The organism is Pseudomonas cerasi, assembly GCF_900074915.1.
Lineage (GTDB): Bacteria > Pseudomonadota > Gammaproteobacteria > Pseudomonadales > Pseudomonadaceae > Aquipseudomonas > Aquipseudomonas cerasi.
In genome coordinates this window covers 65665-89936 of the sequence record NZ_LT222315.1, presented here as the reverse complement: position 1 = coordinate 89936, position 24272 = coordinate 65665, and the positions used below count along the sequence as shown (strand labels likewise).

Annotated in this window: 25 protein-coding genes and 1 pseudogene; 23 read left to right on the top strand and 3 right to left on the bottom strand. The window is 57.6% G+C overall.

What is annotated here, in order from left to right; translation table 11 throughout:
* The first annotated feature begins 319 nt into the window (after nt 1-319).
* The 19 genes and pseudogenes from PCPL58_RS01385 (at nt 320) to PCPL58_RS01300 (ending at nt 17157) form a co-directional block, all read left to right on the top strand.
* Complete coding sequence (locus PCPL58_RS01385; RefSeq protein ID WP_065348628.1) at nt 320-1108, top strand: VirB8 family type IV secretion system protein; 789 nt, start codon at nt 320-322, stop codon at nt 1106-1108.
* Nucleotides 1098-1907 (top strand): TrbG/VirB9 family P-type conjugative transfer protein, encoded by an 810-nt coding sequence (locus PCPL58_RS01380; protein WP_065348627.1) that lies wholly within the window; start codon nt 1098-1100, stop codon nt 1905-1907. Before PCPL58_RS01385 ends, PCPL58_RS01380 begins: the two co-directional genes overlap by 11 nt.
* Entirely contained in the window at nt 1894-3276 is a 1383-nt protein-coding gene (locus PCPL58_RS01375; protein WP_065348651.1) for a TrbI/VirB10 family protein, read from the top strand. Before PCPL58_RS01380 ends, PCPL58_RS01375 begins: the two co-directional genes overlap by 14 nt.
* A 9-nt stretch (nt 3277-3285) precedes the next feature.
* Nucleotides 3286-4344, top strand: a complete 1059-nt coding sequence (gene virB11 / locus PCPL58_RS01370) for a P-type DNA transfer ATPase VirB11 (protein WP_065348650.1) — start codon at nt 3286-3288, stop codon at nt 4342-4344.
* A 9-nt stretch (nt 4345-4353) separates the two neighbouring features.
* Nucleotides 4354-4740: a hypothetical protein gene (locus PCPL58_RS01365; protein ID WP_065348649.1), complete on the top strand. Its 387-nt coding sequence runs from the start codon at nt 4354-4356 to the stop codon at nt 4738-4740.
* The gene (locus PCPL58_RS01360) at nt 4725-5090 is read left to right on the top strand and encodes a hypothetical protein (protein ID WP_002556101.1); all 366 of its coding nucleotides are present in this window, start codon (nt 4725-4727) and stop codon (nt 5088-5090) included. Before PCPL58_RS01365 ends, PCPL58_RS01360 begins: the two co-directional genes overlap by 16 nt.
* A 46-nt stretch (nt 5091-5136) precedes the next feature.
* Nucleotides 5137-5403, top strand: coding sequence for a hypothetical protein (locus PCPL58_RS01355; protein ID WP_060402382.1), 267 nt, complete (start codon nt 5137-5139; stop codon nt 5401-5403).
* A 124-nt stretch (nt 5404-5527) separates the two neighbouring features.
* Nucleotides 5528-7918, top strand: coding sequence for an ATP-binding protein (locus PCPL58_RS01350; RefSeq protein ID WP_065348648.1), 2391 nt, complete (start codon nt 5528-5530; stop codon nt 7916-7918).
* An 86-nt stretch (nt 7919-8004) separates the two neighbouring features.
* Nucleotides 8005-8235 carry a hypothetical protein gene (locus tag PCPL58_RS01345; protein WP_065348622.1) on the top strand — a complete coding sequence of 77 codons (231 nt, stop codon included), beginning with the start codon at nt 8005-8007 and terminating at the stop codon, nt 8233-8235.
* A pseudogene (locus PCPL58_RS28715) lies at nt 8235-8433 on the top strand (type IV secretory system conjugative DNA transfer family protein); the annotation flags it as partial. The gene PCPL58_RS01345 and the pseudogene PCPL58_RS28715, both read left to right, overlap by 1 nt.
* A 17-nt stretch (nt 8434-8450) precedes the next feature.
* Nucleotides 8451-8684 (top strand): hypothetical protein, encoded by a 234-nt coding sequence (locus tag PCPL58_RS01340; protein ID WP_053486459.1) that lies wholly within the window; start codon nt 8451-8453, stop codon nt 8682-8684.
* A gap of 1799 nt (nt 8685-10483) precedes the next feature.
* A complete protein-coding gene (locus tag PCPL58_RS01335) occupies nt 10484-10846 on the top strand; it encodes a TrbM/KikA/MpfK family conjugal transfer protein (RefSeq protein WP_065348620.1) in 363 nt (120 codons plus the stop codon).
* A gap of 27 nt (nt 10847-10873) precedes the next feature.
* Nucleotides 10874-13039: a type IA DNA topoisomerase gene (locus PCPL58_RS01330; protein WP_065348619.1), complete on the top strand. Its 2166-nt coding sequence runs from the start codon at nt 10874-10876 to the stop codon at nt 13037-13039.
* 27 nt (nt 13040-13066) lie between these two features.
* A complete protein-coding gene (locus tag PCPL58_RS01325) occupies nt 13067-13351 on the top strand; it encodes a hypothetical protein (protein ID WP_065348618.1) in 285 nt (94 codons plus the stop codon).
* A gap of 27 nt (nt 13352-13378) precedes the next feature.
* A complete protein-coding gene (locus PCPL58_RS01320) occupies nt 13379-13984 on the top strand; it encodes a single-stranded DNA-binding protein (protein ID WP_065348617.1) in 606 nt (201 codons plus the stop codon).
* A gap of 83 nt (nt 13985-14067) precedes the next feature.
* Nucleotides 14068-14307 carry a hypothetical protein gene (locus tag PCPL58_RS30460; RefSeq protein ID WP_157893871.1) on the top strand — a complete coding sequence of 80 codons (240 nt, stop codon included), beginning with the start codon at nt 14068-14070 and terminating at the stop codon, nt 14305-14307.
* Nucleotides 14291-15202, top strand: coding sequence for a hypothetical protein (locus PCPL58_RS01315; RefSeq protein ID WP_157893870.1), 912 nt, complete (start codon nt 14291-14293; stop codon nt 15200-15202). The genes PCPL58_RS30460 and PCPL58_RS01315 overlap by 17 nt, the downstream gene beginning before the upstream one ends.
* A gap of 466 nt (nt 15203-15668) precedes the next feature.
* Nucleotides 15669-16538, top strand: a complete 870-nt coding sequence (locus PCPL58_RS01305; RefSeq protein WP_004662055.1) for a nucleotide-binding protein — start codon at nt 15669-15671, stop codon at nt 16536-16538.
* Nucleotides 16531-17157, top strand: a complete 627-nt coding sequence (locus tag PCPL58_RS01300) for a hypothetical protein (RefSeq protein ID WP_065348614.1) — start codon at nt 16531-16533, stop codon at nt 17155-17157. The genes PCPL58_RS01305 and PCPL58_RS01300 overlap by 8 nt, the downstream gene beginning before the upstream one ends.
* A gap of 134 nt (nt 17158-17291) precedes the next feature.
* Here PCPL58_RS01300 and PCPL58_RS01295 read toward each other — a convergent pair whose 3' ends face one another.
* Nucleotides 17292-18269, bottom strand: coding sequence for an IS5 family transposase (locus tag PCPL58_RS01295; protein ID WP_065348561.1), 978 nt, complete (start codon nt 18267-18269; stop codon nt 17292-17294).
* A gap of 114 nt (nt 18270-18383) precedes the next feature.
* The gene (locus PCPL58_RS01290; RefSeq protein WP_004666948.1) at nt 18384-18791 is read right to left on the bottom strand and encodes a hypothetical protein; all 408 of its coding nucleotides are present in this window, start codon (nt 18789-18791) and stop codon (nt 18384-18386) included.
* Nucleotides 18792-19188: 397 nt separating this feature from the next.
* On the opposite strand from PCPL58_RS01290, the gene PCPL58_RS01285 reads away from it, so the two are divergent.
* On the top strand, nt 19189-19539 hold the full coding sequence (locus PCPL58_RS01285; protein ID WP_002556109.1) for a plasmid mobilization protein: 351 nt from the start codon (nt 19189-19191) through the stop codon (nt 19537-19539).
* A gap of 490 nt (nt 19540-20029) precedes the next feature.
* On the opposite strand, the gene PCPL58_RS31870 is transcribed toward PCPL58_RS01285, so the two are convergent.
* On the bottom strand, nt 20030-20305 hold the full coding sequence (locus tag PCPL58_RS31870) for a hypothetical protein (protein ID WP_065348612.1): 276 nt from the start codon (nt 20303-20305) through the stop codon (nt 20030-20032).
* Between the two features lie 220 nt (nt 20306-20525).
* Between PCPL58_RS31870 and PCPL58_RS31865 the strand changes: the two genes are divergently transcribed.
* The 3 genes from PCPL58_RS31865 to PCPL58_RS01255 all read left to right on the top strand — a co-directional run bounded on the left by PCPL58_RS31865 (nt 20526) and on the right by PCPL58_RS01255 (nt 24177).
* Nucleotides 20526-20951, top strand: coding sequence for a hypothetical protein (locus tag PCPL58_RS31865; RefSeq protein WP_065348611.1), 426 nt, complete (start codon nt 20526-20528; stop codon nt 20949-20951).
* A gap of 137 nt (nt 20952-21088) precedes the next feature.
* Nucleotides 21089-23623, top strand: a complete 2535-nt coding sequence (locus PCPL58_RS31860) for an LPD7 domain-containing protein (RefSeq protein ID WP_331716483.1) — start codon at nt 21089-21091, stop codon at nt 23621-23623.
* Nucleotides 23624-23748: 125 nt separating this feature from the next.
* Entirely contained in the window at nt 23749-24177 is a 429-nt protein-coding gene (locus tag PCPL58_RS01255) for a GntR family transcriptional regulator (protein ID WP_060409988.1), read from the top strand.
* The last annotated feature ends 95 nt before the right edge of the window (nt 24178-24272 follow it).

The window sequence follows — 24272 nt, the reverse complement described above, 5'->3', positions numbered from 1 at the left end:
AGCGGGCTGCTTTCGGCTGCCCTGCTGTCAGGGTGTGGCTCTGCACCCAAACTGTCCGAACCAGAAGGGCAGTGGGAAGACATGCCCTTTACCCATGCCCCTGCGCCTCGGGCTGCCCCTGTGACAACGCCCGCACCCTTGCCTGGCCAGGTACAGCCAGCGGCAAGCCCCGCGCCCCAGGCCCAGCCGCTCAAGACTACCCAGCAAAAGCGACCGGTAACCGCCTCCCCGGCAAAGCCCGCCGAGGCCCCGCCCAACGACTCCAAATGCTCCGCGAACTGATCCGCGAAGCACGTGTATGTCCAGGTTTAGGTGACTTATGAGAAAGCTACGAAAATCCAAACAGGACGTGATCGAGCAGGAGCGGCAACTGGCCGCCCGTACCAGCATCGACGCGGCCACCGCACAAGAAATCAGCCTGGCCGAACAGGCATTCATCCATGCAGCGCGGTATTTCGAGAAGAACATCGCCGCCGACGAGAAGGCCAAGACCAAAAACGCCCGTCGCCTGGCGGGCTTCTTCGGTGTGCTGACCTTTATGTCCATCGCCGCCGTGATGGGCCTGACCCCGCTCAAGACCGTGCAACTTGGCCTGGTACGGGTAGACAACAACTCCGGCTACACGGACGTGGTGTGGGCCGACGACAAGGGCAAGCCACCGGAGCAGATCGATGACGAGTTCTGGCTCTCGGCCTATGTACGGTTTCGCGAGAGCTACAACTTCTCAAGCCACGACGCAGAGTTCGGCATGGTGGAGCTGATGTCCTACGGCGAGACGTTTACCGAGTACCGCAACTTCCAATTGTCCTCCAAGGGCTATCTGGAAGTGCTGGGGACCAACCGGCAAATCCGCACGGATATCAACAATATCAACTTCCTGGAACGCAAAGACCGGGAAGGCACCGCCCAGGTGCGGATCACCAAAACCGTGCTGGACCGCAACGGCACGCCCGATCCTCAGCTGGCCCCGGTGACCTGGGTGGCGACGGTGACCTACGACTACAAAAATCCTGCCAAAAAAGCCGGTGATCAGTGGCTAAACCCCCGAGGTTTTGGGGTCAAGGCCTACACGATGACCCAGGAAGTGGGGGTGTCCAATGGGAAATAAAGCCGTCTCAGGCCTCGCGGCGCTGTTGGCCTTAACGTGTGTCGTCCCGGCTCTTGCCGAGAGCCTGGGCACCGGCTCATCACTCGACCGGCGCGTGCAGACCGCTGTTTACAGCCCGGACAACGTGTACCGCATCCAGGCCTCGGTGGGTCGTACCTCGCTGGTACAGCTTCCGGCCAACGAGACCATCAACGAGGCATCAGGCCTGATGGTGTCAGGTGATCCCAAGGCCTGGTCCATCGGTCCGAACAAGGCCGGTAACCTGGTGGCCATCAAGCCCACTACCGACCAGGAGCCCAATACTAATCTGGTGATCAACACCAACCGGCACACCTACCTGCTGGAACTGAAACTGGTGACTCGGGCTGCGGACATGACCTACGCGCTGCGCTTCACCTACCCCGAGCCGCCGAAAAAATCCGGCGCGGTACGCCGTGACCCTGGCAACCCCTGCGACGGCCCGGTGCAAAACGGCCCCTATCAGAAGCGCTCCAGTGCAGAGAGCCGGTCCATAGCGCCGTATGAGGGCTGGGACAACGGCATGCTGACCTGCTTCCGCTTCACCGGCAACGGGCCTCGCCCGGTGCTGTACCAGGTATTGCCCGATGGCACCGAAACCCTGGCCGACGCGCACAACGAACAGAACGTGGTCGTGGTGCATGGGGTGAGCCGCTTGTTTCGGTTCCGCTTGAACAGCCTGGTTGTAGAGGCCCGGCCTACCGCTCAGGTGAACACGGGGTACAACTTCAACGGGACCACCACCGGCGAGATTCGGGAGCTCAAGCATGCAGAACAATGACAATGACCAAACTCCGGATAGCACACCAGGGCCGGACAGCATCGTGCCGCCCGAACACGCAGCGGCTCCAGCAGCGACCACGGAGCAAGGAGCGGCAACGGAACACGCCCCGGCCTCGGAGCCCGCCAGCACCCAGGCCCGTGGGGCCTTTGACGTGCGGGCCAAACGCACAGGCGATGCCCAAAACAAGAAGTCGCTTTACCTGGGCCTGGCCGGGCTGGTGTTTGTAGGGCTGCTGGTGATTGGCGGACTCTGGTACTTCACCATTTCCCAGATGAAAACTACCGGCTCAGAGGTTGATGAAACCCACGTCAAGAAGGACGCGACCTTGGATGTGAATCTGGGCAGTGACGACAGCATGAAGAAGGCTCGGGAAGCCAAGCTGGCCGCTGACAAAGCCGAAGAGGACAGGAGAGCCCGCGCTGAAAGAGACCGATTGGCGAAGGAGGAAAAGGATAAAAGGGACGCCAATCGCGGATCGACCGATCAGGGACATGCCGCCAGTGTGCCGCCACCGCCCGGGCAGAACACACCGGTCGTGGAGACCCCCCGGCAACGCAAACTGGGGGCTGCAATGTTCGTCACTTCGGAAGATGCGATGGGCACCGGCGCTGCGGATACTCAGCCGCAACAGCCGACCAACGATCAGCCCTCCCTGCCGCCTTCATTGCTGGCTGACGTGCAAGGCGGATCGAGCAGCGACCTGGGCGGTGGTGAATCGTCCACCCGAAAACGCAGCAGCCTGAGCAATCTGGGCGGTACCACCTTTGCCCCGGCCAAAGCGTACCTGGCACCGAATCGCAAGTACCTGGTCAGCCACAACACCTACACGCGCTGCGCGTTGTACAACGAAATCATCAGCACCCACCCAGGGCTGGTGGATTGTCGTCTGACCGATCCGCTGTATTCCGCCGATGGCTCTACAGTGATTGCGGCGGCGGGTGACAAGCTCACCGGCGAGCAGACAGTACAGGTTGGCCCAGGCGAAACCAGTGTGTTCACCACCTGGACCGAAATCGAAACCCAATCGGGTGCGCGGGCCAAGCTGGACAGCCTCGGTGCAGGCCCTATGGGGGCCAGCGGGACCGAAGCCTGGATCAATCGTCACTATATGCAGCGCTTTGGCGGTGCGGTGATGTTGTCGTTCATCCAGGACGCGCTTCAGGCCGCGTCCAACACGACGCAGAAAAGCTCGGGGTCCGGAGGTTACACGGTGAACAACAGCGAACAGAACGTGGAGAGCATGGCCAACAAGGCGCTGGACAGCACCATCAACATTCCGGACACCGCGCACCTGCTGCCGGGCACCGTGATCACCGTCATCGTGGCCCGCGACATCGACTTTTCATCGGTTTTCGAGAACCGCTAAGGAGTATTCATGACGCAAGAACCAGATCACTCCCAAGACCCAGAGGAACAAGGGCTGACCGAAGACACGCTGGTCCTGGACTTCCTCGACCAGGCAGGCGTCACCGAGCGCCTGAATCGCCCCGGTACCCAGGACGTGGCCATTAACCGGCCCTTTGAAATCTGGGTAGACGGTCCAGACGGCTGGGTGCGCGAGGACGCGCCCTGGCTCACCTACAGCCTGTGTTGGCGGCTGGCCAATGCGCTCTGTGCGCTGAACTACCGCGTGCTGGCCCCTCATTCACCGATTCACACCGTTAAATTGCCTGGCGGGGAGCGGGGTCAGATCGTCATGGCACCGGCGTGCGAGGAAGGCACCCTGTCGATGACGTTTCGCAAACCCTCCTTGCTGCGTTTCACCCACAAGGATTACGTCAACAGTGGCCGCTATGACCGGGCCCAGGCCATCGCTTCACCGGTGCTGACCCTCAAGCCCTGGCAGTGTGACATGAAGGACGCTCACGCTGCCGGGGACTTTGACCCGTTCATGGAAATGGCCGTTGCCCATCGTCAGAACATCATCGTGTTCGGCGGGCCTGGCTCGGGAAAAACCACCTACGGCAAGACGCTGATCGACCTCTTTCCGGCTCACCGGCGCATGGTCACGATCCAGGAAATGCTGGAAGACCCCCTGCCGTTTCATCCCAACCATGTGCATCTGTTCTACGGGCATGTGGTGGGACCCAAAGCCCTGGTGGCCAGCGCGCTACGTATGAAGCCCGACCACCTGTTTCTCGCCGAGCTGACCGGTGACGAGGTGTGGCACTTCATCGAGATTCTGAACACCGGCACCAAGGGCACCGTGACCACGGCGCACGCCAACGACAGTGAAGCAGGCTATGCCCGTGTGTGCGGCCTGGTGAAGCAGTCGGAGGTCGGCAAGGGCCTGGATTATGCGTACATCGAGCGCTTGGTACGAACCTCGTTCGACGTGGTGGTGTACATGGAAGAGACGGACATCCTGGAAGTGCATTACGAACCCGAATACAAGCTGGCTTTGCTCAATGGTCAGCGTCAACGAGCTAAATAGGAGTGGGTCATGTGGTTGAAACGGATTTTTACTCGGAAGTTTGCAACACGCGGTAGCGGTAAGCGCGTAGCAGAAAGGCCCAAGCCACCCACGCAGCCATACGTTCTGCTGCTCAATTACTCACAGTTCTACGCAGTGGCCGAAGCCATCCAGATGGATTACGTCACCTTGCACAACAGCATTACGCGCAACCCTGCACACGGCCTGGAGAAAGCCCTTGTAGAACGCGAGCGGCACAACCGTGATGCATTGGGGCAAGTGTTCACGATGATCGAAGCGATGCAGCCTTATCCGAACACGTTCGCAGCCTTCGAGGCGGCACGTGCTCATATTCAGGAGGCCGAGCACGCGCTCGCCAGGCAGGGTAATAGGAGAAGTTTATGTGGTGGAGACTGACATTACTGGTCATCGCATTGATGCTGGTGTTCTTCGTGGCAGGCCTGTACGCAGGGGGTGCGATGTTTCTGCACCTGACTCAGGGTCACTTCGCGGGCTTGTCCTGGGACACGCTGTGGGAAGCCCGCAAGCTGCCCTGGAACGACCGGCGGATGCTGTACGTGCCCTGGTCGTGGTGTGTGACGGCAGCCCTGACGTTCCTGCCGGTCGGCGTTACGTTGATGGCCGTTTTCGTGCGCTTGAAGCCCAAGACCTCGCTGCACGGTGATGCCCGCTTTGCCAACGACCGCGAGCTGCGCCAGTTCGAGTACCAGGGCGAATACAAGAACACCAGTAAGGCCCGCAAGTAGGCTTTACGCGCACTACATGCATTCAGACAACAGACGAGGCATTACGATGACCACCGAAAAAGTGTTCGCAAAAAGTGACGCAAAAGACGTACTGGCGCTCTCTAAGGCATCAGCAGAAGCCATGTTGGCGAACTTCACCATAACCATCGTGTTGGCGGATACGAAAACCGATGATGAGGTCACGCCGTTTATCGAGAGGCTGAACACCGGCCACAAGGGGAGCTGGACCACGCTCGCCAATAGTGAGTCAGGCTATGCCCGTGTGTGCGGACTGGTGAAGCCATCACAGGGCACCAGTAAGACCCGCAAGTAGGCATTACGCTCGCGTCACCCCCTGATACATCCGCATTTTCAAACATCCCACTGCACCGCTACGCAGTCGGCTATCAGCCGTCTGGCGTTTGGCTGTGCCTGGCCTTACCTATATGAGGTGTACCGTGCTGCTACCTTTCGAGCTGGACCCCGAAATCATTCAACACATCATCCATAGTCAGGCCGGATCGATCGGCAAGGCCATCATCGAGCTGGTGATGAACTCTGTAGACGCCGATGCCACCGCATTGCGCCTGACCATGACCAAAGAGGGCTTTCACTGCGCTGATGACGGTCGCGGATTTGCCAGCCGCAATGACGTGCTGCGCTACTTCGGACGCTTTGGCACACCGCACCAGGAAGGCGATGCCACTTATGGCCGGTTCCGCCTGGGCCGGGGCCAGATCATGGCGCATGCCAAGACACGTTGGGCTTCCAACGATTGGCAGATGACCGTTGATACCCGCTCGATGGGCTACAACTACGAGCTGGACGATCTTGAAAACGGCGTACCGGGTTGCTCCATCGAGGGCACCTGGTACGAACCGCTCAACGATTTGGAGTTGATGTCTGCCGTTCAGGAGATTCGTGACCTGGTGCGCTACACCCGCATCAGCGTTGAACTCAATGGCCGTGTCATTACGCGCGATCCTGCAACGGAAAAGTGGGACTTTGAAGACGAATACGCCTATTACCGGGCCAAGGAAGAAGGCGCGGTTTCGATCTACAACCAGGGCGTGCTGGTCCGTCACGATTCCTCGCACCTCTGGGGGGCTGGAGGCCTGATCGTGACCAAGCAGGCGATTGCCCTCAACGTCTCCCGTAGCGAGATACTGCGCAAGACCTGCCCGGTCTGGAAAGCAATCGCCAAGGTGTTCGGTCCGCTGGCTGATAAGGTCTCGGGGGAATTGGGTGGACGCCGCAAGACAGAAGCACGTCGAGCGCGATCAGCACTGTCGTTGCTCAGCGGCGCAGCTGATGTGGGCAAAATATTTTGCCATGAAGAAGTCATCACGGTTCTGCCAGGCAAACGGCATATCACCCTGAAGGATTTTATTGATAAGGCGTTTCGTGAACACAAGGGCACCTACACCGTTGTTTTAAAGGGCAGTGACATACCCAAAGGCGAAGGCATTGCCGGGCAGCGCATCATCCAGGTACTGCATCCGCAAACGCTCGACCGCTTCGGTTGCCATAGCGTTGAAGATTTTGAAGATGTGCTGGAGCGGGTGATTGCCAATGCGAGACCTGCCGTCAGTCACTGGTACCGAGAGCTGAAGGTGCCCCAGTGCGCCGCTTTCACGACCGTCAAGAAGGCTTATGTCGAACGAACATCGATTGTCGATGAGAAAAAGGCGCTGGACAAAGAAACACGCCGGGCCTGGATCGCGTTGCGCTGGTGCCTGCAACACTACGCCGGTGCGTGTGTGGGGGCTGAACGCTGGAATGATGGCACCGTTCGACATAACAAGGACCGGCTGGATGTGTTGCTCGGCGAGTCGAACACCAGTGAAGCGTGGACGGATGGTAAGACCTACCTGGCCATCAACCGCCCCATCGTGCAACGGCTCAAGTCCGAACCCATGAAAACGGCAGCCTACATCTTCGGGCTGGTCGAACACGAGGTGGCGCACCAGGGCGACAGCCTGGCGTGCGGGCATGACGAAGCGTTCTATCAGCGCTTCCATGACATTTCCCTGCGCATGGCACCCGAGCGTCAGCGGTTCATGCACAAGTGGTTGATGAAATACACCACGAGCATGGAAATGGAAGGCAAAAGGGCTACCGGCAACGCCTGGGGAGAGCTTCACCTGGTAAGGCGTGTGGGCACTGGCCGTATGAAGCGCGGCTTGTCAGACGCCATCGAGGACGATTCGGAGGACCCGATTGTCAGCACGCCGGTGCCGGAGCAGGACATGGCCTTGCTCAGCAGGATCAATGCCGGGTTGATCGACAAGGGTGTCTGCCCACCGCCGCCTGACTGGAGCAGGGTCATCGAGCAGGCCAAGGCCGACCAGGTGGCGAACAGCGAGCGGTTGCGTGCTAAACGGGAAGCCGATGAGGCTGAATATGAGCGGATCAGTCAGGCGCTTGATGAGGCCACAGAGAAGGCGAAGCCCGAAGTTGCCCGGATTCTGGACATACCGCTGGCAGACATTCCAGCGGGTGCCCTGGACTACCTCGGTCATCTGCTGGCCACCGGAAGCGATGAACAGGAGATACGCAGCGAATGGGAATGCCAGTTCGCAGAGCCTGACTTTGGTGATGATCCCTATGACTACTTCACTGAAGAGGAGTTGGCCGAAGAGCAGGCACGCAGCGACCAGTTCAATCAGGAGCAATTGGCAGCTGAACAGGACGACGATCCACGCCGTAAGTTAGCTAAGGATTACCACGGCATGGTCGAGCCTGGCGAAACGTTGTGGATGCTTGAACGCAATGCTGCCGCTGCCGGTTTTTGGCGAGTCGAGAGCTACCTCGAATGGCGTCACGCCGATCAAGCCAACACGCACTGAAAAATCCTTTCCATGCACCGCCACGCGGACGGCCATTGCCACCTGGTGTCGGGCTGTGTCCGGAAGCACCTTGCAGGAGATTCCCCATGGAACAAGCAAAAGAATCGAAACCCCTTCTCTTTTTGGGGTTGCCCTTGCCCATCGCGCTGGGCGTCGTCTTCGTCATTGCAGCTTGGCTGGGGATTTATATCGCACTCGCCCAGCTCGATGAGATCAGTGCATCGCTCACGCAGATCCAGGCCAATCAGCAGGTGGCCATCGCCCTGCAAAAAAGCCTCGAAGCCGAGGCGATTGAGCGTCGGGCAGGTGTCCGCTGATGCCCAGGGCTAAATCCAAACCCATCAGCCCTGACAATCCCCAAGAACGGATCGAGGAGCACCCCGCGTTCCTCTTTGGGCAAGCACCCCTCGGAGGATTCGTTTCTGCTGGCTGCTCCGCCAGGTTCCGGCAAGCCCGTAGGGGTTGTGATTCCCAGTTTGCTCCGTTATCCCGATTCGGTTGTCGTCCACGATCCCATCAAGGATTCCAAACTATGAACGTTCGTACCGCACTGACCCTGTCCGCAGTATTCATGCTGTCCCTGACCGGCTGCGCGACTCAGTCACAGCTTGATCGACAGTCGAACCAGCTCGAAGTCATCAGCGCCTCGCTCAAGCAGATACAGGCCAACCAGCAGCAGTCCATCGCTCTGCAACACCAACAGGCCGCGCTTCAGGCGCAAAGCAACAACGAACAGGCGCTTCAGCGTCAAGCAGGGGGCCGCTGATGGGCAAGGCTAAATCGACAACCCATCAGCCCGGACAATCCACCAAGAACGGATCGAGGAGCACCCCTGCGATCCTCATTGGCAAACACCCCTACCAAGGACGTACCTTCTTGGCCAGCTATGGCCAGACAGTTCGTGCATGCTTGGCCTGCGCCCCCAGGCACTCGGCATGAAAGGCGTCAGGATGCGTTGATCCCCAACCTGTTGAGCTACCCCGATTCAGTGGTGGTCAACGATCCCGCAAATTCGAAAACTGGATGGTTACTTCGCGGCTTTTCGGCGCCTGCAGCCTGGACACAAGGTCTACCGCTTTTTCGCCCGGAGCGCCTGGAAGACGCACCGCTGGAACCCGCTCGAGCTGCCACTTCAGCCGCGACCCGCTGTACCGCTATGGGGCAGATATTCGCTACCCTGGCCGGCGTGTGCTGTTGTCTCCGGACAACCCGCAAGAACCAGGAGTGGTACAACAAGGCTGCCAACGTCGTTCTCATGCCATCTTGCTGTACCTGATGGAAACCCTGGAGGCCATGCTCATGGTATGACTGACTTGCCCCAGGCCTACGAAGGTGGCTCACTGGGCTACCGGGCATCGGGTGTGGGCTCAGCAGATCCATCGAGCTGCGCAGCACCGGCCCCTAATGCAGCTGACCGTGGAAACCCTTCGAGAGCTCTAACGGCGTGTTACGAAGCCTTCGAAGAACAAGAGCAGCGGTTGGTCCACCTACCGTCGATATCGTTGCGCGACGTGCCTTGTCCAGTGTATGCCGAGAAAGACGGTGGCCTGGGCCGTGCTCGGATGACGACATCGACTTTGCACCAAGCTGCGCAAGGAGAAGACCACCGTCTACTTCATGCGTTACCGAAAGAAACCATGCAAGAAGTACGGCCCGCTGATGAACCTGTTTTCACCCAGGCCGATTCGGCTCAGAATCCACCGTGTCGATGTCCGAGCAAGGCGGGCATCTGCGCAGACGGCTACGCTTCGGTACTACAAGTACCAAGCGTGGTCCTCGATGATGCGACGAAATCGCGATCTATGGGCTCGCATGGAGATCATGGAAATCGCGCCGTGCGCTGACCGATGGTGCAGGCCTTCGCTTCTCATCATTTTTCCAGGGCAAGGACTCAGCTGCGCGCGGCGCATCGTATGGCCGGGAGAGCCTGGCAATCGGCATCATGAAGGCCGATTTCACAACGAAATGTCTTCGGCCCCGTGACAATTCGAGCTGGCCAAGGAGTACAGCACGCGCCTGGGCAACACGACCGGTGCGCGTCCATAACCAATCGTTGAACAGACAGAAGCACGAGATGGGTGCTCGAGGTCAAACAGACAGTTACAGCGAGCAGCCCCGGCCCTTGCTGCTGCCCCAGGAGGTGAGACGAGCTTACCTTTCGACAAGCAAGCTTGATTTTTGTCCAGGCAACCGCAAACAGAGCCCGCATGAAAATCTGGCGCGGCAAGAATCATTTACTTCGAAGAGGACCGTATTTAAAGCGCGAGCAGAAGATGACCCCTCCGCCCGTTGCCGGTTGGAGACGCAACCAAAATCGACGCGCTCACCGTGCCGGTGCGCACCGTCGAAGCCAAGGTGGCCGGTGGCCGACACCAAGCCCATGCAGGCCGAACAGCGGCAGCGCTGGAACCCCAAAGACACCGCGTCCAAACCCGCTCCAGGTCGAAGCGGACAAGGCTCAGCCGCCCGAGGTCGAGCCGGATCCCGAGCCTGCGCAGGCTGACGATACCCCCGAAACGATGTAGTCCCCCCACTGGCACATCCAAACGCTTGCAGGAGCAACACATGAATACCTTCAGCAAAACGGCTGACCGCCAGGGTCAGGCCGCTGGCAACGCCGTGCCCGGTCGCGGCAAAACTCGGGTCTGCGCACTGTTCGCAGTGTGCCTGTTGGGCAGCGGCTCAGCGTTCGCCGGCGACCCGTGCAAGTCCGTGCTTTGCCTCTACGGCAAATTCACCGGCAACAGCGGTGGCAGCGAGTGCCGCAGCGCCGAACAGGACTACTTCAGCATCCTGGTCAAGAAGCACGGGAACATCAGATGGAGCCAGACCGCCACGGCGCGCCAGGACTACCTCAACAGCTGCCCCGGTGCTGATCAGAGCTACACCCAAAAAATCAACGACAAGTTCGGCAAGGTCCGGGGCTAAGCCCCAGATACTGACAAGGAGAACACCATGCGAGTATTCATTGCGGAAAAGCCTGCCCTGGGCCAGGTCATTGCCGAGGCGCTGGGCACCGTCATACGCAAGGACGGCTATTTCGAGTGCGGCAGCAACGATATCGTCACCTGGTGCGTGGGCCACCTGCTCGAACTGGCCCCACCTGAGGTGCACAACCCTGATTATAAAAACTGGGTCCAGGCCGACCTGCCCCTGAAGCTGCGTCCGGCCAAGTACCAGCCGATTGCGCGCACCCGCGACCAGCTCAAAGTGGTCCAGCAGCTGATCGGTCGCGCCTCAGAAATCGTCCACGCCGGTGACCCGGACGACGAAGGCCAGTTGCTGGTCGATGAGGTCCTGGTGCATTTCGGCAACACCGCGCCGGTCAAACGCATCCTGATCAACGACATGAACGCCAACGCTGCCCGCAAAGCGTTGGAGGGGCTGCGCGACAACCGCGAGTTTTACGGCCTGTTCCAGAAAGCTCTGGCCCGCAGCATCGGCGACCAGTTGTACGGGTTCAACATGACCCGCGCCTGCACCCTGGCCGGTAGGGCCAAGGGCGTTAAAGGCGTGTTGTCGGTGGGCCGTGTCCAAACCCCGATCCTGGGTCTGATCGTGAATCGCTACCTGGCGAACAAGAGTCACGCCAGTGCGTTTTACTACACGGTTGCGGCAAGCCTGGCCTTTGGTAGCAGTCGTGCGCAGGCCCGCCTCGTGGTGGCCGCCGATGCCCCGATCGATGACAAGAACCGGATCATTGACGAGGCCTACGCCACCAACGTGGCCGACGCGTGCCGGCAGAAAGCTGCAGCCGTGATCGAGGCCCGCGTGGAAGAGAAGCAAACGCCGGCGCCATTGCCGTTCGCGTTGCTCGACCTGCAGGTGTACATGAGCAAGACCCACAGCATCGATGCTGAAAAGACCCTGGCACTGACCCAGGCGCTGCGTGAGAAGTACAAGGCCATCACCTATAACCGTTCGGATTGCAGTTACCTGACCGACGAACAATTTGGCGAGGCCCCGCAGACCTTGAGCCTGCTGAGCGAGGCCCTGCCGGACCTGGCCGGGATGTTCACCGAGGTGAATTCGGAACGCAAAAGCCGGGCTTTCGACGACAGCAAGGTCTCGGCCCACACCGCGATCATCCCCACGGCGGTGAAGATCGACATCGCCCAACTGAGCGCCGATGAACGCGCCGTGTACCTGGCTATCGTCAAACGCTACGTCGCGCAGTTCTTGCCCGAAAAACGCTACCTCAGTGCCGAAGTGCGTTTTGGCGTGAACGGACACACCTTCGTTGCACGCTCCACCAAAGTGACGCAGCCAGGCTGGACGGCGCAGGTCACTGAAGAAAACGAGCAAGAGGAAGACGGGTCGGACGCCGCCGAGGTGGCAAGCCCCTTCGATGCGCTGGCGGGTCTGAAAGTCGGTGACGCCGGGGTATGTGACGGCATCACGGTAGTTAAGGAAAAGACCAAGCCCCTGCCGCTCTACACCGAAGCCGAATTGCTCAAGGACCTACGGCGGGTCGCTAAATATGTGAAAGACCCACGCATCAAGCAGCTGCTGATCGACCGTGACCAGGGCAAGAAAGGCGAGAACGGCGGCATCGGCACCCCCGCTACCCGTGGCGCGGTGCTGGCCAAGCTCCAGGAGCGTGGCTTCTACGCGGTAGAGAAGAAAAAACTGATCCCCACCCCGTTGGGTTTGGAGTTCATCGCCGCGCTGCCTGATATCGCGACTACGCCGGACATGACCGCGCTCTGGCATGAACAGCAACAGATGATCGAGGCCGGTGAACTGAGCGTGGACGCGTTCCTGGACGAACTGGAGGCCTTCATTGCAGACCAGGTGCAAAACATCGACCTGGGCAACGTGCAGGGCGACGGTAAGCCGGTACTGGACAGCCTGAACGCTCAGTGTCCCATGTGCGGCAGTGACCTGGCCGTCACCCCGCGAGTGATCGGCTGTCGCGCCTGCGTGTTCAAGTTCTACCCGGAAGTCAGCGGCAAGATGCTGTCCCCCGGCCAGATCGAGGCGCTGCTGACGACGGGCAAGACCGGCGTACTGAAGGGCTTTCACAGCAAGAAAACCGGCAAGTCCTTTGACGCGGCACTGAAGCTCAACCACGAAGCCAAGCTGGAATTCGTGTTCAGCCGCAAACCCACGCGCGCATGACCCCTCTTTCTAAAGGAAGCATTAGCTATGCCTGAAGAACAACAGCCCAAGGCGGCGCAGTGGCCAGACGGTGACACGATGACGGCGCACTGCCCCAACTGTGAAACACCCGCAACCGTGGATATCGTCAACGTCAGAGCGTGGGAAATGACCTGGCGTCCAGTGGATTGCGACAACTGCTTTGCAGAGTTTGAGTTGTCGGCAGACGGTTCAACGGCATTGCTGCTGGGCCCAGCTGAGCAGTCCACAGCCCTAGGCCGAAAGCTTCTGAGCACGATATTCGTGTTTGATCCGAACGAAGACACCCCTTAAAGAACTCATTGAAGAAGGAGCGCAATCATGGCGCGTGGCATCAATAAAGTGATCCTGGTAGGCACCTGCGGACAAGACCCTGACTGTCGTTACCTGCCCAACGGCACAGCGGTAACCAACCTGAGCCTGGCCACCAGCGAGCAATGGACCGACAAGCAGAGCGGGCAGAAGGTCGAGAAGACCGAATGGCACCGCGTGTCGCTGTTTGGCAAGATCGCAGAAATCGCCGGCGAATACCTGCGCAAGGGCTCGCAGGTCTACATCGAGGGCAAGTTGCAAACCCGCGAATGGGAAAAGGACGGGGTGAAGCGTTACACAACGGAAATCGTCGTGGACATGCAGGGCACCATGCAGCTGCTCGGTGGCCGTCCACAGGGCGACTCACAACAAGGCCAGAACGGCCACGGTAGCGGCGGCAGTGATCATCAGGAACCCACTCAGCAGCAAGCCCCCCAGCAGGCGGCACCGGAAAAACCGTCCGGCAAAGGGAAAGCCGCATCAAAACCGCCACGTGCATCAGGTAAGCAAGCACAGGCCAAAGCGTCTGCACCGCAACCCGCTGGGGATTTTGACGGCGGTGACGACAATATCCCGTTCATGGACCCCTACCGGTTCACATGGATGATGGTTTAGCCCTCCTCGGTACCCGTCACGCCGTGACGGGTTCTAGCGTCGTGGAACATCTGCCGTTCAAGCATCGACCCAGGAGAACTGTCATGAACCAAAACTCAAACTGCCCACCGGTGGCTCGGCTGATCGGTGTCACCGAAAATTCAGGAGAAGGTTGCGCATGCTCCTTGGTATTCGAACTGGAAAGCGCATCAGGGCAGAGGCTGACCCTGACCTATGGCAATGTCATGGAAGCTCTAAGATTTGCTCAGCAGCAATCAGTCATGGCACCTTTGTCGGAGCATTGGTGGGCACGGGTGGAGAAGTACGATGGTTGCACATTTTAAGGTTACGCCAGGAAGGCATCCAGCCTACAAGGTCACTAAGGAAAATGTCGAAGAGTGGTTAGGGCGGCGTCATCCGTGGTTCCAGCCAGGTCAACAGCGAGGAGATGACCGCCATTTTGCGGTTTGCCCCTACTGCGACAACGCCATCCAGCTCAAGGGCGTTTACAAGGAAACTCCCGGAGGTGCCCGGCGGTACGGGAGTCACGTTGGGAGTGAAATGAAGGGCTTTGCTTTCAATCGGCTCGATCTTGAATTCTGTCCCTACAAGCTCAAAGCGAGTGGCCGTGGACCTGACAGTCGCCGTGCACCGGGGCCTGTTTCTCGGGAGTTGACCGACTTGGCCATCAACGAGTTCGACCGGATTGTGCTGATCTTGCGCAGTGACTTCGGATTTTCGTTCTCTGACAAATTCGCCGGTGACATGCTTGATCAATGGCTGGACTCTGAGGGCCATCTGTACACAGGTGCACACCTGCGCAACCTGCCCTGGATGATTGCCTATTTCGGCCCAGTCCAGAGCTTGTTTGGTCAGTACGTTGGTAAAAATGTTGAGCTTGCTGAAGGTATTCGCACAAAGGTGCCATCAGCCAGGATCACTTCGGAGGGGCAGCTGGTGAAGGGGCATCAGTGGTTCAAGCTTGAACTGCAGTGCCTGCACCACCGCGTGAAAGTCGATGACGAAGACGCAAGCTTGGTCGAAACGCTCAAGCTTCGAGTCCGGGACTTCACACGGACCAATGAGGCTGCCAAGGCTCCCAAAGTGTACGAAAAACAGATCATCTTCGACCCGGATCGGTTCGAGGCGCTGATCCATGTCTCACCCGAGCAAGCACAGCGCAATGAAAAGCTTCTGGCGGTGGCTAGAGAAATTGCGACCAAGAGGGGAATCATATGAACCACGGTGCAACGTCAGCGCCTTTGGCTCCAGATCTAGGGGCCATATTTGAGTTCCAGGACAGTCGTGCAGGAACAAGCCTGGGTGTCTCCCTGGCGACGCTACTGCAATGCCTGTGTATCGCTGAACAGCGTAACCTGGTACCACCCTTTGAGGCGGACTGGGCGGTTGAGACAATCCCGCCAGCGTTACTGGAAATGGCTCAGCTCAACACTGATGACGCCGACGCAAACAGTCATCAGGGCTGATCGTCTTCAACCCGCCGTACCAGTACCACACCCTCTTTCGTTCTCGGACACGTCAGGTGCCGCGCTCCCGGCTCGTCGTGACGCGCTCTATCGTCGCGGCGAACGGAAGCACGGGCGCAGCGCACACTTGACGCTACCTCGTTCAGAAAAGGCTCACCTTGGGAGTGTGGGGTAGCTTCACCACCCCGCGCTCCCGAGGTCAACGCGGCCGTTGCGGGATGACAAGGGCCGCGCCCTTGGTGTTGAAACTCTACGCCACAAACCATTCTATTCAGGCGATTGATCGCCTCAACTCGACCATAGGAAACACTATGAACAACCTTATGCCGATGGAAAATACTACCCACTGGATTCTTCAAGGGAAAGGCGGCGTGGGTAAGTCCTTCGCGTCATCCATTCTCGCGCAGTACATGATTGAACGCGGCCATGAGCCAGCGTGCGGGGATACTGACCCGGTAAACAGCACCTTTTACCAAATTGCTGCGTTAAACGTTCAACTGATCAAAATTGCTGAAGACGGGATCGTGATGCAGCGCCTTTTTGATCCGCTCTTTGAGTCCATTCTGCTGAGCGACAGGGTGTCGGTTGTCGATAACGGAGCCTCGACGTTTTTACCGTTCGCGCAGTTCATAAAATCCAATTGTGTTCTTGAAACAATGCAGGAATACGGTAAACAGGTATTCATACACTGTGTCGTCACCGGTGGCCAATCGAAAGACGACACGGCAGCCGGACTAATTTCCTTGATTGACCTGGTGCGAAGCACCCAATCCAATGCAAAAATTGTTGTTTGGGTAAACGAGTTTTGGGGTAAGCCTACTTTTGATGGCAAAACCCTGGAGCAGAATGAATGGTTTCAAGAGGCCTTGCCGATCATTCAAGGGGTTGTCACAATCGTTCAAAGAAATGGTGATGACTTTATTACTGATATTCGACTGATGACTGAGCGGCACATGACTTACCGTGAAGTTAAAGTCTCCACTGATTTTGGCTTGATGCCTAAGTCAAGAATATTCAATGTGTTTAATGATGTTTATCGTCAATTGGATGTGGTTTTTTCCCGTGAGGATGGAAACTCGAATGAATGATAAAGAGCTGAATCATAAAATTCGTAATGAAGTATTCTCCGAGCATGGGATTCGCCTGTCCGAAAAAGATCCCATCTTTTCCGTAGTGCTTGCCAATAAGATGATGCTCGACAGTGTGAGTGATTCACTGGAAGAGGTGGTTCGTGATGTTCCACGCGCGATGAATACGGTCATTGAGAAAATTGTGCTCGCTGTTGAAGATTCGGAAAGGACTGTAGGGTCTTTACGAGACGAGACCAAAGGCATGTTGAGTGCCTTAACCAAACTTGAAATTGAAAATGCGCATCAACGTATCAAGGAAATTGTGGTTGCTGATACCTCTGCTGTATTGACGGGGTCTACTCAGGCGCTGCAATCAGTGGCTGCAAAGGCGGAAGGCAAAATAAACGAACTGTCAGCGAGTTTGCGAGATACCAAGCTGTTAATTACGAATGTTTGTCTTTCTGTTGCCCTTGCTTTAACTGTGATGACGGCCTCTGTTGGGGGGGTGATGTTGTATGATTTTGCGCAGGACAGTCAGGAAAACGCCAACTATTGGTATGGAGAATCAAAAAAACAGAGTCAGGCTATTGATAGGTTGCCCAGTAATGTTAAAAAGCAGGTGTTAGGGAAGGTCTGAAGTAGGCAGACTTTTTAACCCTCCCGTTGCTTCAAAGTTTCAAAAAACGTCGTTTCAATCGAAAATCAGACCTTTGCCTCGCCCAACTCCTCTTTTTTCTTCGGACAAGCGCTTTTTAGCGTCAATTGTCCACATTACAGGCGCACCTCTCCTGTATTCAGCAGTCGTTTTCGCATCATCCACAGATTGGACAGAGCAAATAGCGTGGTCTGCTGCGCAGTGTTTTTCAGCAGGCCTCGGAAGCGTACTTTCGTATAACCAAACTGGCGTTTGATCACTCGAAACGGATGCTCAACCTTGGCGCGCAGTTGAGCTTTCGCGTATTCGATTTTGCGACGCATGCGCCCGATCAGACTTTCCTTTGCATGCTTTTTATAACTGCTGGGCCGCGCTGCAATCGACCATATCATTTGGCGATTTTGATGCTCGGGACGCTTTTCGACACCGGTGTAGCCCGCGTCGCCAGAGACGTAAGTTTCTTCTCCGTGCAGTAACTGGTCGACCTGAGTTACGTCAGCTACATTCGCCGCCGTGCCCACCACGCTATGCACCAAACCGGATTCGGCATCGACACCGATGTGCGCTTTCATCCCGAAGAAATATTGATTTCCTTTCTTCGTCTGGTGCATTTCAGGGTCACGTTTTCCGTCCTCGTTCTTGGTCGAACTCGCCGCATGGATGATCGTTGCATCGACCACGGTGCCCTGGCGCAGCAACAAACCACGGTCGCCCAAATAGCCATTGATGACCTGCAAAATCCCACCGGCCAGCTCATGTTTCTCCAGCAGTCGGCGGAAATTGAGGATCGTGGTTTCGTCCGGAATCCGATCCAGGTGCAGTCCTGCAAACTGTCGCAGAATTGTGGTTTCGTAGAGCGATTCTTCCATGGCCGGATCGCTGTAGCCGAACCAGTTTTGCATCAGATGAACCCGCAACATCGCCATCAACGGATAGGCAGGGCGACCACCTTCGCCCTTTGGATAGTGTGGCTCGATCAGTTTGACCAAGCCATTCCAGGGCACGACCTGATCCATCTCGATCAGGAAGCGTTCACGGCGGGTTTGTTTGCGTTTGCCAGCGTATTCGGCGTCAGCGAAGGACATCTGCTTCATCGGGACTCAACCGTTCAGTGCTTGGGACTGGCGTATTTCACCAGATTTGGAAGTCTTTTTCAGAGTTTCCTTAGAGCTGATGAGTAAAAAGGGGTGAGTTCACCCCTTTTCTGACTATTTTCGTCCGTATATTCGGTCTTTGTCAGGTACAGAGTGGTGCACTGCATTGCTGTCTCTGCCGTTACCGCCGAGCCCTGCGAAAGGGTGAGGCTTACCTTCAGGCTGTTGAGATGTTGTTAGTTTCTGACTCGCACTACGTGATTCTGAACTTCCAGCGATGCCTGTATTTGCCTCACTTATCTTAGTGCTACGGCGGATTCTGTACAGAGCGCTTTCGAATGTTTTCATGGTGATTGCCAATCCATCATCTTCTAGCGCTTTCAGAATGGCTGTGCGGCTCACCCCTGCCTCAAGCGCTCTTTCGATGTCAGGGAAAATGTCACGCAGGCGGCTGGCCACACTGCGACCGTTCTGTGCGTTGGCCATTCTGTTTAGGGTGTCAGCAATGGTTGATTTGGCCATAAATGTTCCTTTTCATCAGGGTTTGCAGTGGGGATGCAGTGAAAGTGCAGTGCAATGCAGTGTAGGTGCAGTGAAGATGCAGTGCAAATGCAGTGAGGTGCAGTGCACGTGCACTGATAATGCAGTGAAAGTGCAGTGTGATGCAGTGTAGGTGCAGTTATTTTGCAGTGCGAGTGCAGTGCAAATGCAGTGTGCACTTGTCTTCTGGAGCCGTACTCGAAATCCGAATTCGCAAAACAGGCACGTTACCGATGTATACGGGGGGATGAAGCGCCCCCCCGAATACATCGCCGTGCCAAAGGGGAAACCCCTTTGAAACCCCGCAGAGCGGTAGCGCTGCGCTTGTCGTTTGTCATCAGTCGATAAATCAATTGCGTCATTGATCGTCGGAGGCCCCATGGCTGAGCAGCCCCCCAAGACCCGTGTCCTGACCCTGCGTGTGGGTGAGGATGATCACACCGAGATACTCAGGAAAACCAAGGAAGCAGGCATGACGACTTCCGAGTTCCTGCGTGACGTTTTTATCAATGCGAAACTCACCTTCAATGTTAAAGCGGCCAAGCCACAGGACTATCACCGGCTGCTGTTCTTCTATAACAAAACCAGCAACAACATTAACCAGTTGGCCCATCAGGTGAATGCTGCACACCGCCGTGGCGTCATTTCTGAAAAGACATACACCCTCTGGTTGAACAAGTTGACCGCCATCGAGGCCCTGCTGTTGGCAGGTGTCTCTGATGCTGATTAGGCCCAGTGGGTACAACACTGGCGCACAGGAATATCTCGAAGAAGGCAATAAGTCAGGGCGTGAGTTCACTCGCGATGAACTGGATCATCGCCTGGTTATATCCGGCGACCTCGATTTAACCCGTTCTATATATGAGAGCATCCCTGATCGCGGCCAGGACCGTTACTTGACGTTCACGCTTAGCTTTCGTGAAGACGCTGTGGCTGAATCCACACTTAAAGCAGTTACAGCCGAATTTAAACAGTTTCTCATGTATGCGTATAAAGCGGAAGAATTCAATTTCTATGCAGAAGCGCATTTGCCGAAAATCAAATGGGTAACTGACAAGAAGACCGGCAAGCCTGTCGAGCGCAAACCGCATATTCATGTGATCGTGCCGCGCATTAACTTGCTCAGTGGTAATGAAGCCAACCCCGTGGGCTTTTATAAGAATCATGAGAAGTATTTTGAGGCTTTCCAGGAATACCTAAACCAGAAGTACAACCTTGCGTCACCCAGAGAGCATGTTCGGGTAGACATTGCTGATGCCGCAAGCGTGCTGTCCAGGTACAAGGGCGATGACTTCTACGGTAAGAATCGGGAGTTCAAGCAAACGCTGGTTAGGCAGGTGATTGAAAAGAACGTGACCACCCGTGAGGCGTTCTACGAGTTGGCGGCCACCTACGGTGAAACGCGCATCCGCAACCAGGGCAAAGACAATGAGTACGTGGCCGTCAAGTTGCCCGGTGATGCGAAGTTTACCAACCTCAAAGAAACCATCTTTCACGATGACTTTATCGTCAGGCGCGACTTGAAAAAGGAGCCGCTTGATAAAGCGATCATTGCCCAGCGGTTAACTGAATGGCCGCAACGGGCGATGGAAATCAAGTATGTGGAAAAGGCGACACCGGCGTTTCGCAAGCGTTATGTGGCTGCCAGCCCAGAAGAGCGTCAGCAGTTGCTTGCTGAGCGCGAGCAGAAATTCTACCAAGTCCATGGAGAACACAATGACAACGTACACACCGGGCAACGACAGAGAGATCACCAGCGAAGTCCTGCTGAAACTGCGGGGCGACGCACTGCCGCACCTGCCGATGGCCTGCAAGACCTGTCCGTCAGCGATGTGGCAGATCACCGGCAAGCCGGATCGGCCCGAAGCCGTGACGGTGCGGTGCTACTGCCCAGTGATGCACACGTTCACCTGGGACAGTCGCAACCAGGAGGAGATTCTGGATTGCGACCATCTGTACCAGGAGGAGGACGAGGAAGAGGAAGAGGGAGCAGGTCCACAGTTGAGCGAGGAAGAGGAGGACGCGGGCCTGCCGCCGTTTCTCAGGAAGCAACGGGAACAGCAACGCCAGCAGGCGCTACAGGCCGACGCCGGACCGGAGCTGGAAAGCCCCGAAACGCCCGAGTACGAACTGGACGCGTAGTCCCGCCGTATGCCAAGAACCCGCACCGCGTCGCGACCATCGCTGACATCGAGGAGCGAGGCCGACGCCTTTTTGATCCGCTCAAGAAGCCTTCTGACAACGCGCTGGTGTTCTACAGAGCACCTTCCGTCACGTCGATGCCCAAGGCAGCGACTGCGACAGCAACGCCTGGACGATCTTCTGTCGGGCGTAGGCCCAGGGCTCCAGGCAAGCCTCGCCCTCCCCGCCAATGGCGGCCTGGCTCTGTCGTCCCGCCCTACGCCAAGAACCCGCATCGGGTCGCGACGGTGGCTGACATCGAGCAGCGCGCCCGGATGCTGTTCGATCCGCTCAAACGGCCCGCAGACAAGGCGCTGGTGTTCAAGCGCGCCTCGATCAAGGCCCTGACCGTTAACAGGCAGGCCTCGACGGTGGCCGCGTATTTCACGCGGGAAGCGCAGCACAACCAGATTGCCCCGGCGCATCGATGGGCAATACGCCGGATCGATCAACAGTATTACGCGCTCAGGCGCGCCGTGTTCTCCGATCAACGCTTAACCCGCCAAGACAAGGCGCAGCTGGTTTCCGTGCTGACCTTCGAACGGCTTAAAGCGCGTGAACAGTTCCACAACCCGAAACCCAACACCGAGGTGAATTTCATGGGCAGTGCAGCCATACGCAATCTGTTAGAAGACGAAAAAGAAGACCCAGGCTTCAGCATCAGCGGTGCCAGAGGGCCTGGCCCTGAAGGCGTGCGTGACCGGGTGAAGCGGGTCATGGATCGCTTTGCCAAACAGGTTGATCCCGCCGCCGCCAGTCAGCGGGCCCGCGACCTCAGCGCCAAGGACCTTTACACACGCAAAGCCAAGTTCAGTCAGAACGTGCATTACCTGGACAAGCAGACCGACAAGACCCTGTTTGTGGACACGGGCAAAACAATCTCTATGCGCCGCACGGGGATTACCGAATCCGGGGTGTCCGTGGCCCTCCAGCTGGCCAGGGAGCGGTTCGGCAGCACACTGACCATCACCGGCACCGCCGAATTCAAAAAGCTGGTGATCGAGGCGGTGGCCAAGAATGGCCTGGACGTGCATTTCACCGACAAGGCCATGAACCAAAGCCTGGCTGACCGCCGTGCAGAGCTGGACATCGAACGTGATGGCCAGAGCATTGGTCCTGCCACCGACTTGCCTCGGCACGTTGATGACGCCACACGGGACGTGCGGGACCAGGCGGATCGCCTAGGCGTTACCGTGCCTATCGAAGCGCTGTATGGCCAAGGAAAAACGGCTGACCAGGTTAGCCAGGCGCTGGCCACCCAGCTCGACACTGTTCCCGAGCCGGAGCGCATTGCGTTCGTGGAGACGGTGGCGATCACCCTGGGCATTCCTGAACGCGGTCAGCCCAAAGGCGACCAGGCTTTTGCGCAATGGCAGGCACAGCGTGCTCACCCTGATGTGGATTCCACCGCGCCGGCCACGTCTGAGGCACAGACCAGCACGCCTGAGCCGGTGAGTACTTCAGCTGGCACAAGCCCAGCGCCGGCACCAGTGAACCCCGAAGCCGCAAAGCCTACGCCGGCTAATGCCAACGACCTGCCTCGGCACGTTGATGACTCCTCACGGGAGATACGGGACCTGGTGGATAAGTTGGGCGTTACAGTGACAATCGAGGCGCTATATAGAGAAGGAAAAACCGCTGAGCAGGTTAGCCAGGTACTGACCAAAGAGCTGGACTTCGTGCCAGAGCGGATGCGCGTTTCGTTAGTCGAACTGGTGGCGACCACGCTGGGCATTCCAAAACGTGGTGAGCCCAAGGGCGATCAGGCCTTTGCGCAATGGCAGGCGCAGCGTGCGCAATCGACTGCCGATCCCGCAGCAACAGCCACAGCTGAAGGGCAGACCAGTCGGGCCAACGATCCGGACCTGCAGAGCCCCAGCGAGCTGGTCAGGCTTGAAGCACAATGGCGTCGTGATTTTCCGATGTCCGAAGCGGATGTCAGAGCCTCTGATACGGTCATGGGCTTGCGAGGTAAAGACCACGCCATCTGGCTTATTGCGGCGGATGACAAGACCCCTGAAGCCGCTGCCATGCTCACGTCTTACATGGAAAACGACAGCTATCGTGAAGCGTTCAAGGCCAGCATCGTCGCCACTTACAAGCAAGTCGAAAACTCGCCTAAGTTGGTCGATGATCTGGACCACCTCACGGAGATGGCTGCCCAGATAGTCAATGAGGTGGAAGAGCGTCTGTTTCCGACACCTCAAGCAGCAACGAGCCAGACAGCCCCGTCCAGGAGCAAAGTCATCGAGGGCACGCTGATCGAGCATGGGGAAGCACCGTATCAGCACAATGACGACAACCAGATGAGCTACTTCGTGACGCTCAAGCCCGAGGGCGGTAAGCCCCGCACGGTGTGGGGCGTAGGGCTGGAAGAGGCCATGGGCGACGCAGATCTGAAGCAAGGCGACCAGGTACGTTTGCAAGACCTGGGCACCCAGCCTGTCGTGGTGCAGGTCATCGAAGAGGACGGCACTGTCACGGACAAAACGGTCAACCGCCGCGAATGGTCTGCGCAACCGACCGCGCCTGAGCGGGAAGTCGCTGAAACCACGCCCAAAGGGCAGGCCATCGCTGCCGGCACACCGGAGCTGTCATCCCCGGATGAAGATGACGGCATGAGCGTGGACTGAGCCGCCTGATAGGCCACCTCCCGGCCAGGAGGTGGCACCTAAGAAATCACACCTCAACCCTGTGCCGCGCCGAGTCAGGCGCTCCGGCGCAGGGTTGTGTTCGCATGCGTAAAAAGGAGAAGTAAATGAGTAACCGCAGAACGCAAAAACTGCACGCGCAGCACGTGCTCGAAACCATTGCCCTCGGCATTGCACAGCCTATAGCGCTGCCTCGCGAGACCATAGAAGAAGCGCTTCGCGGAGCCATTATGGACGGACGACTTGAACCAGGTGAACGGCTTGCGCAGCAAGCCATCGCCAATGCCTTCCAGGTCAGCCGTATGCCTGTGCGTGAAGCGCTGCGCTCGTTGGAAACGCAGGGTTACATCGCCGCGCAGTACCACAAAGGCTACCTGGTCACGAACGGCAACGAGCCGCCCCAGCATGGTCACCTGCCGGGCTTGCTGAGGTGCGTTGCAGAGGGTCACAAAAGGCTGGCCGACCTTGAATCGAAAGTGGCCTTTGAAAACGAAATCCTGCGCGTCCTGGGCCAGCTGCGTCCCACTCCGTGCTGATGAGTGGCCTAGCTCTTTGAAAGCAACGGATTTTGTAGGGCGAAAAGCGGAGGTCCCATGCTACTATCCGGCACAGTTTTATTTGCAGGAAAGCG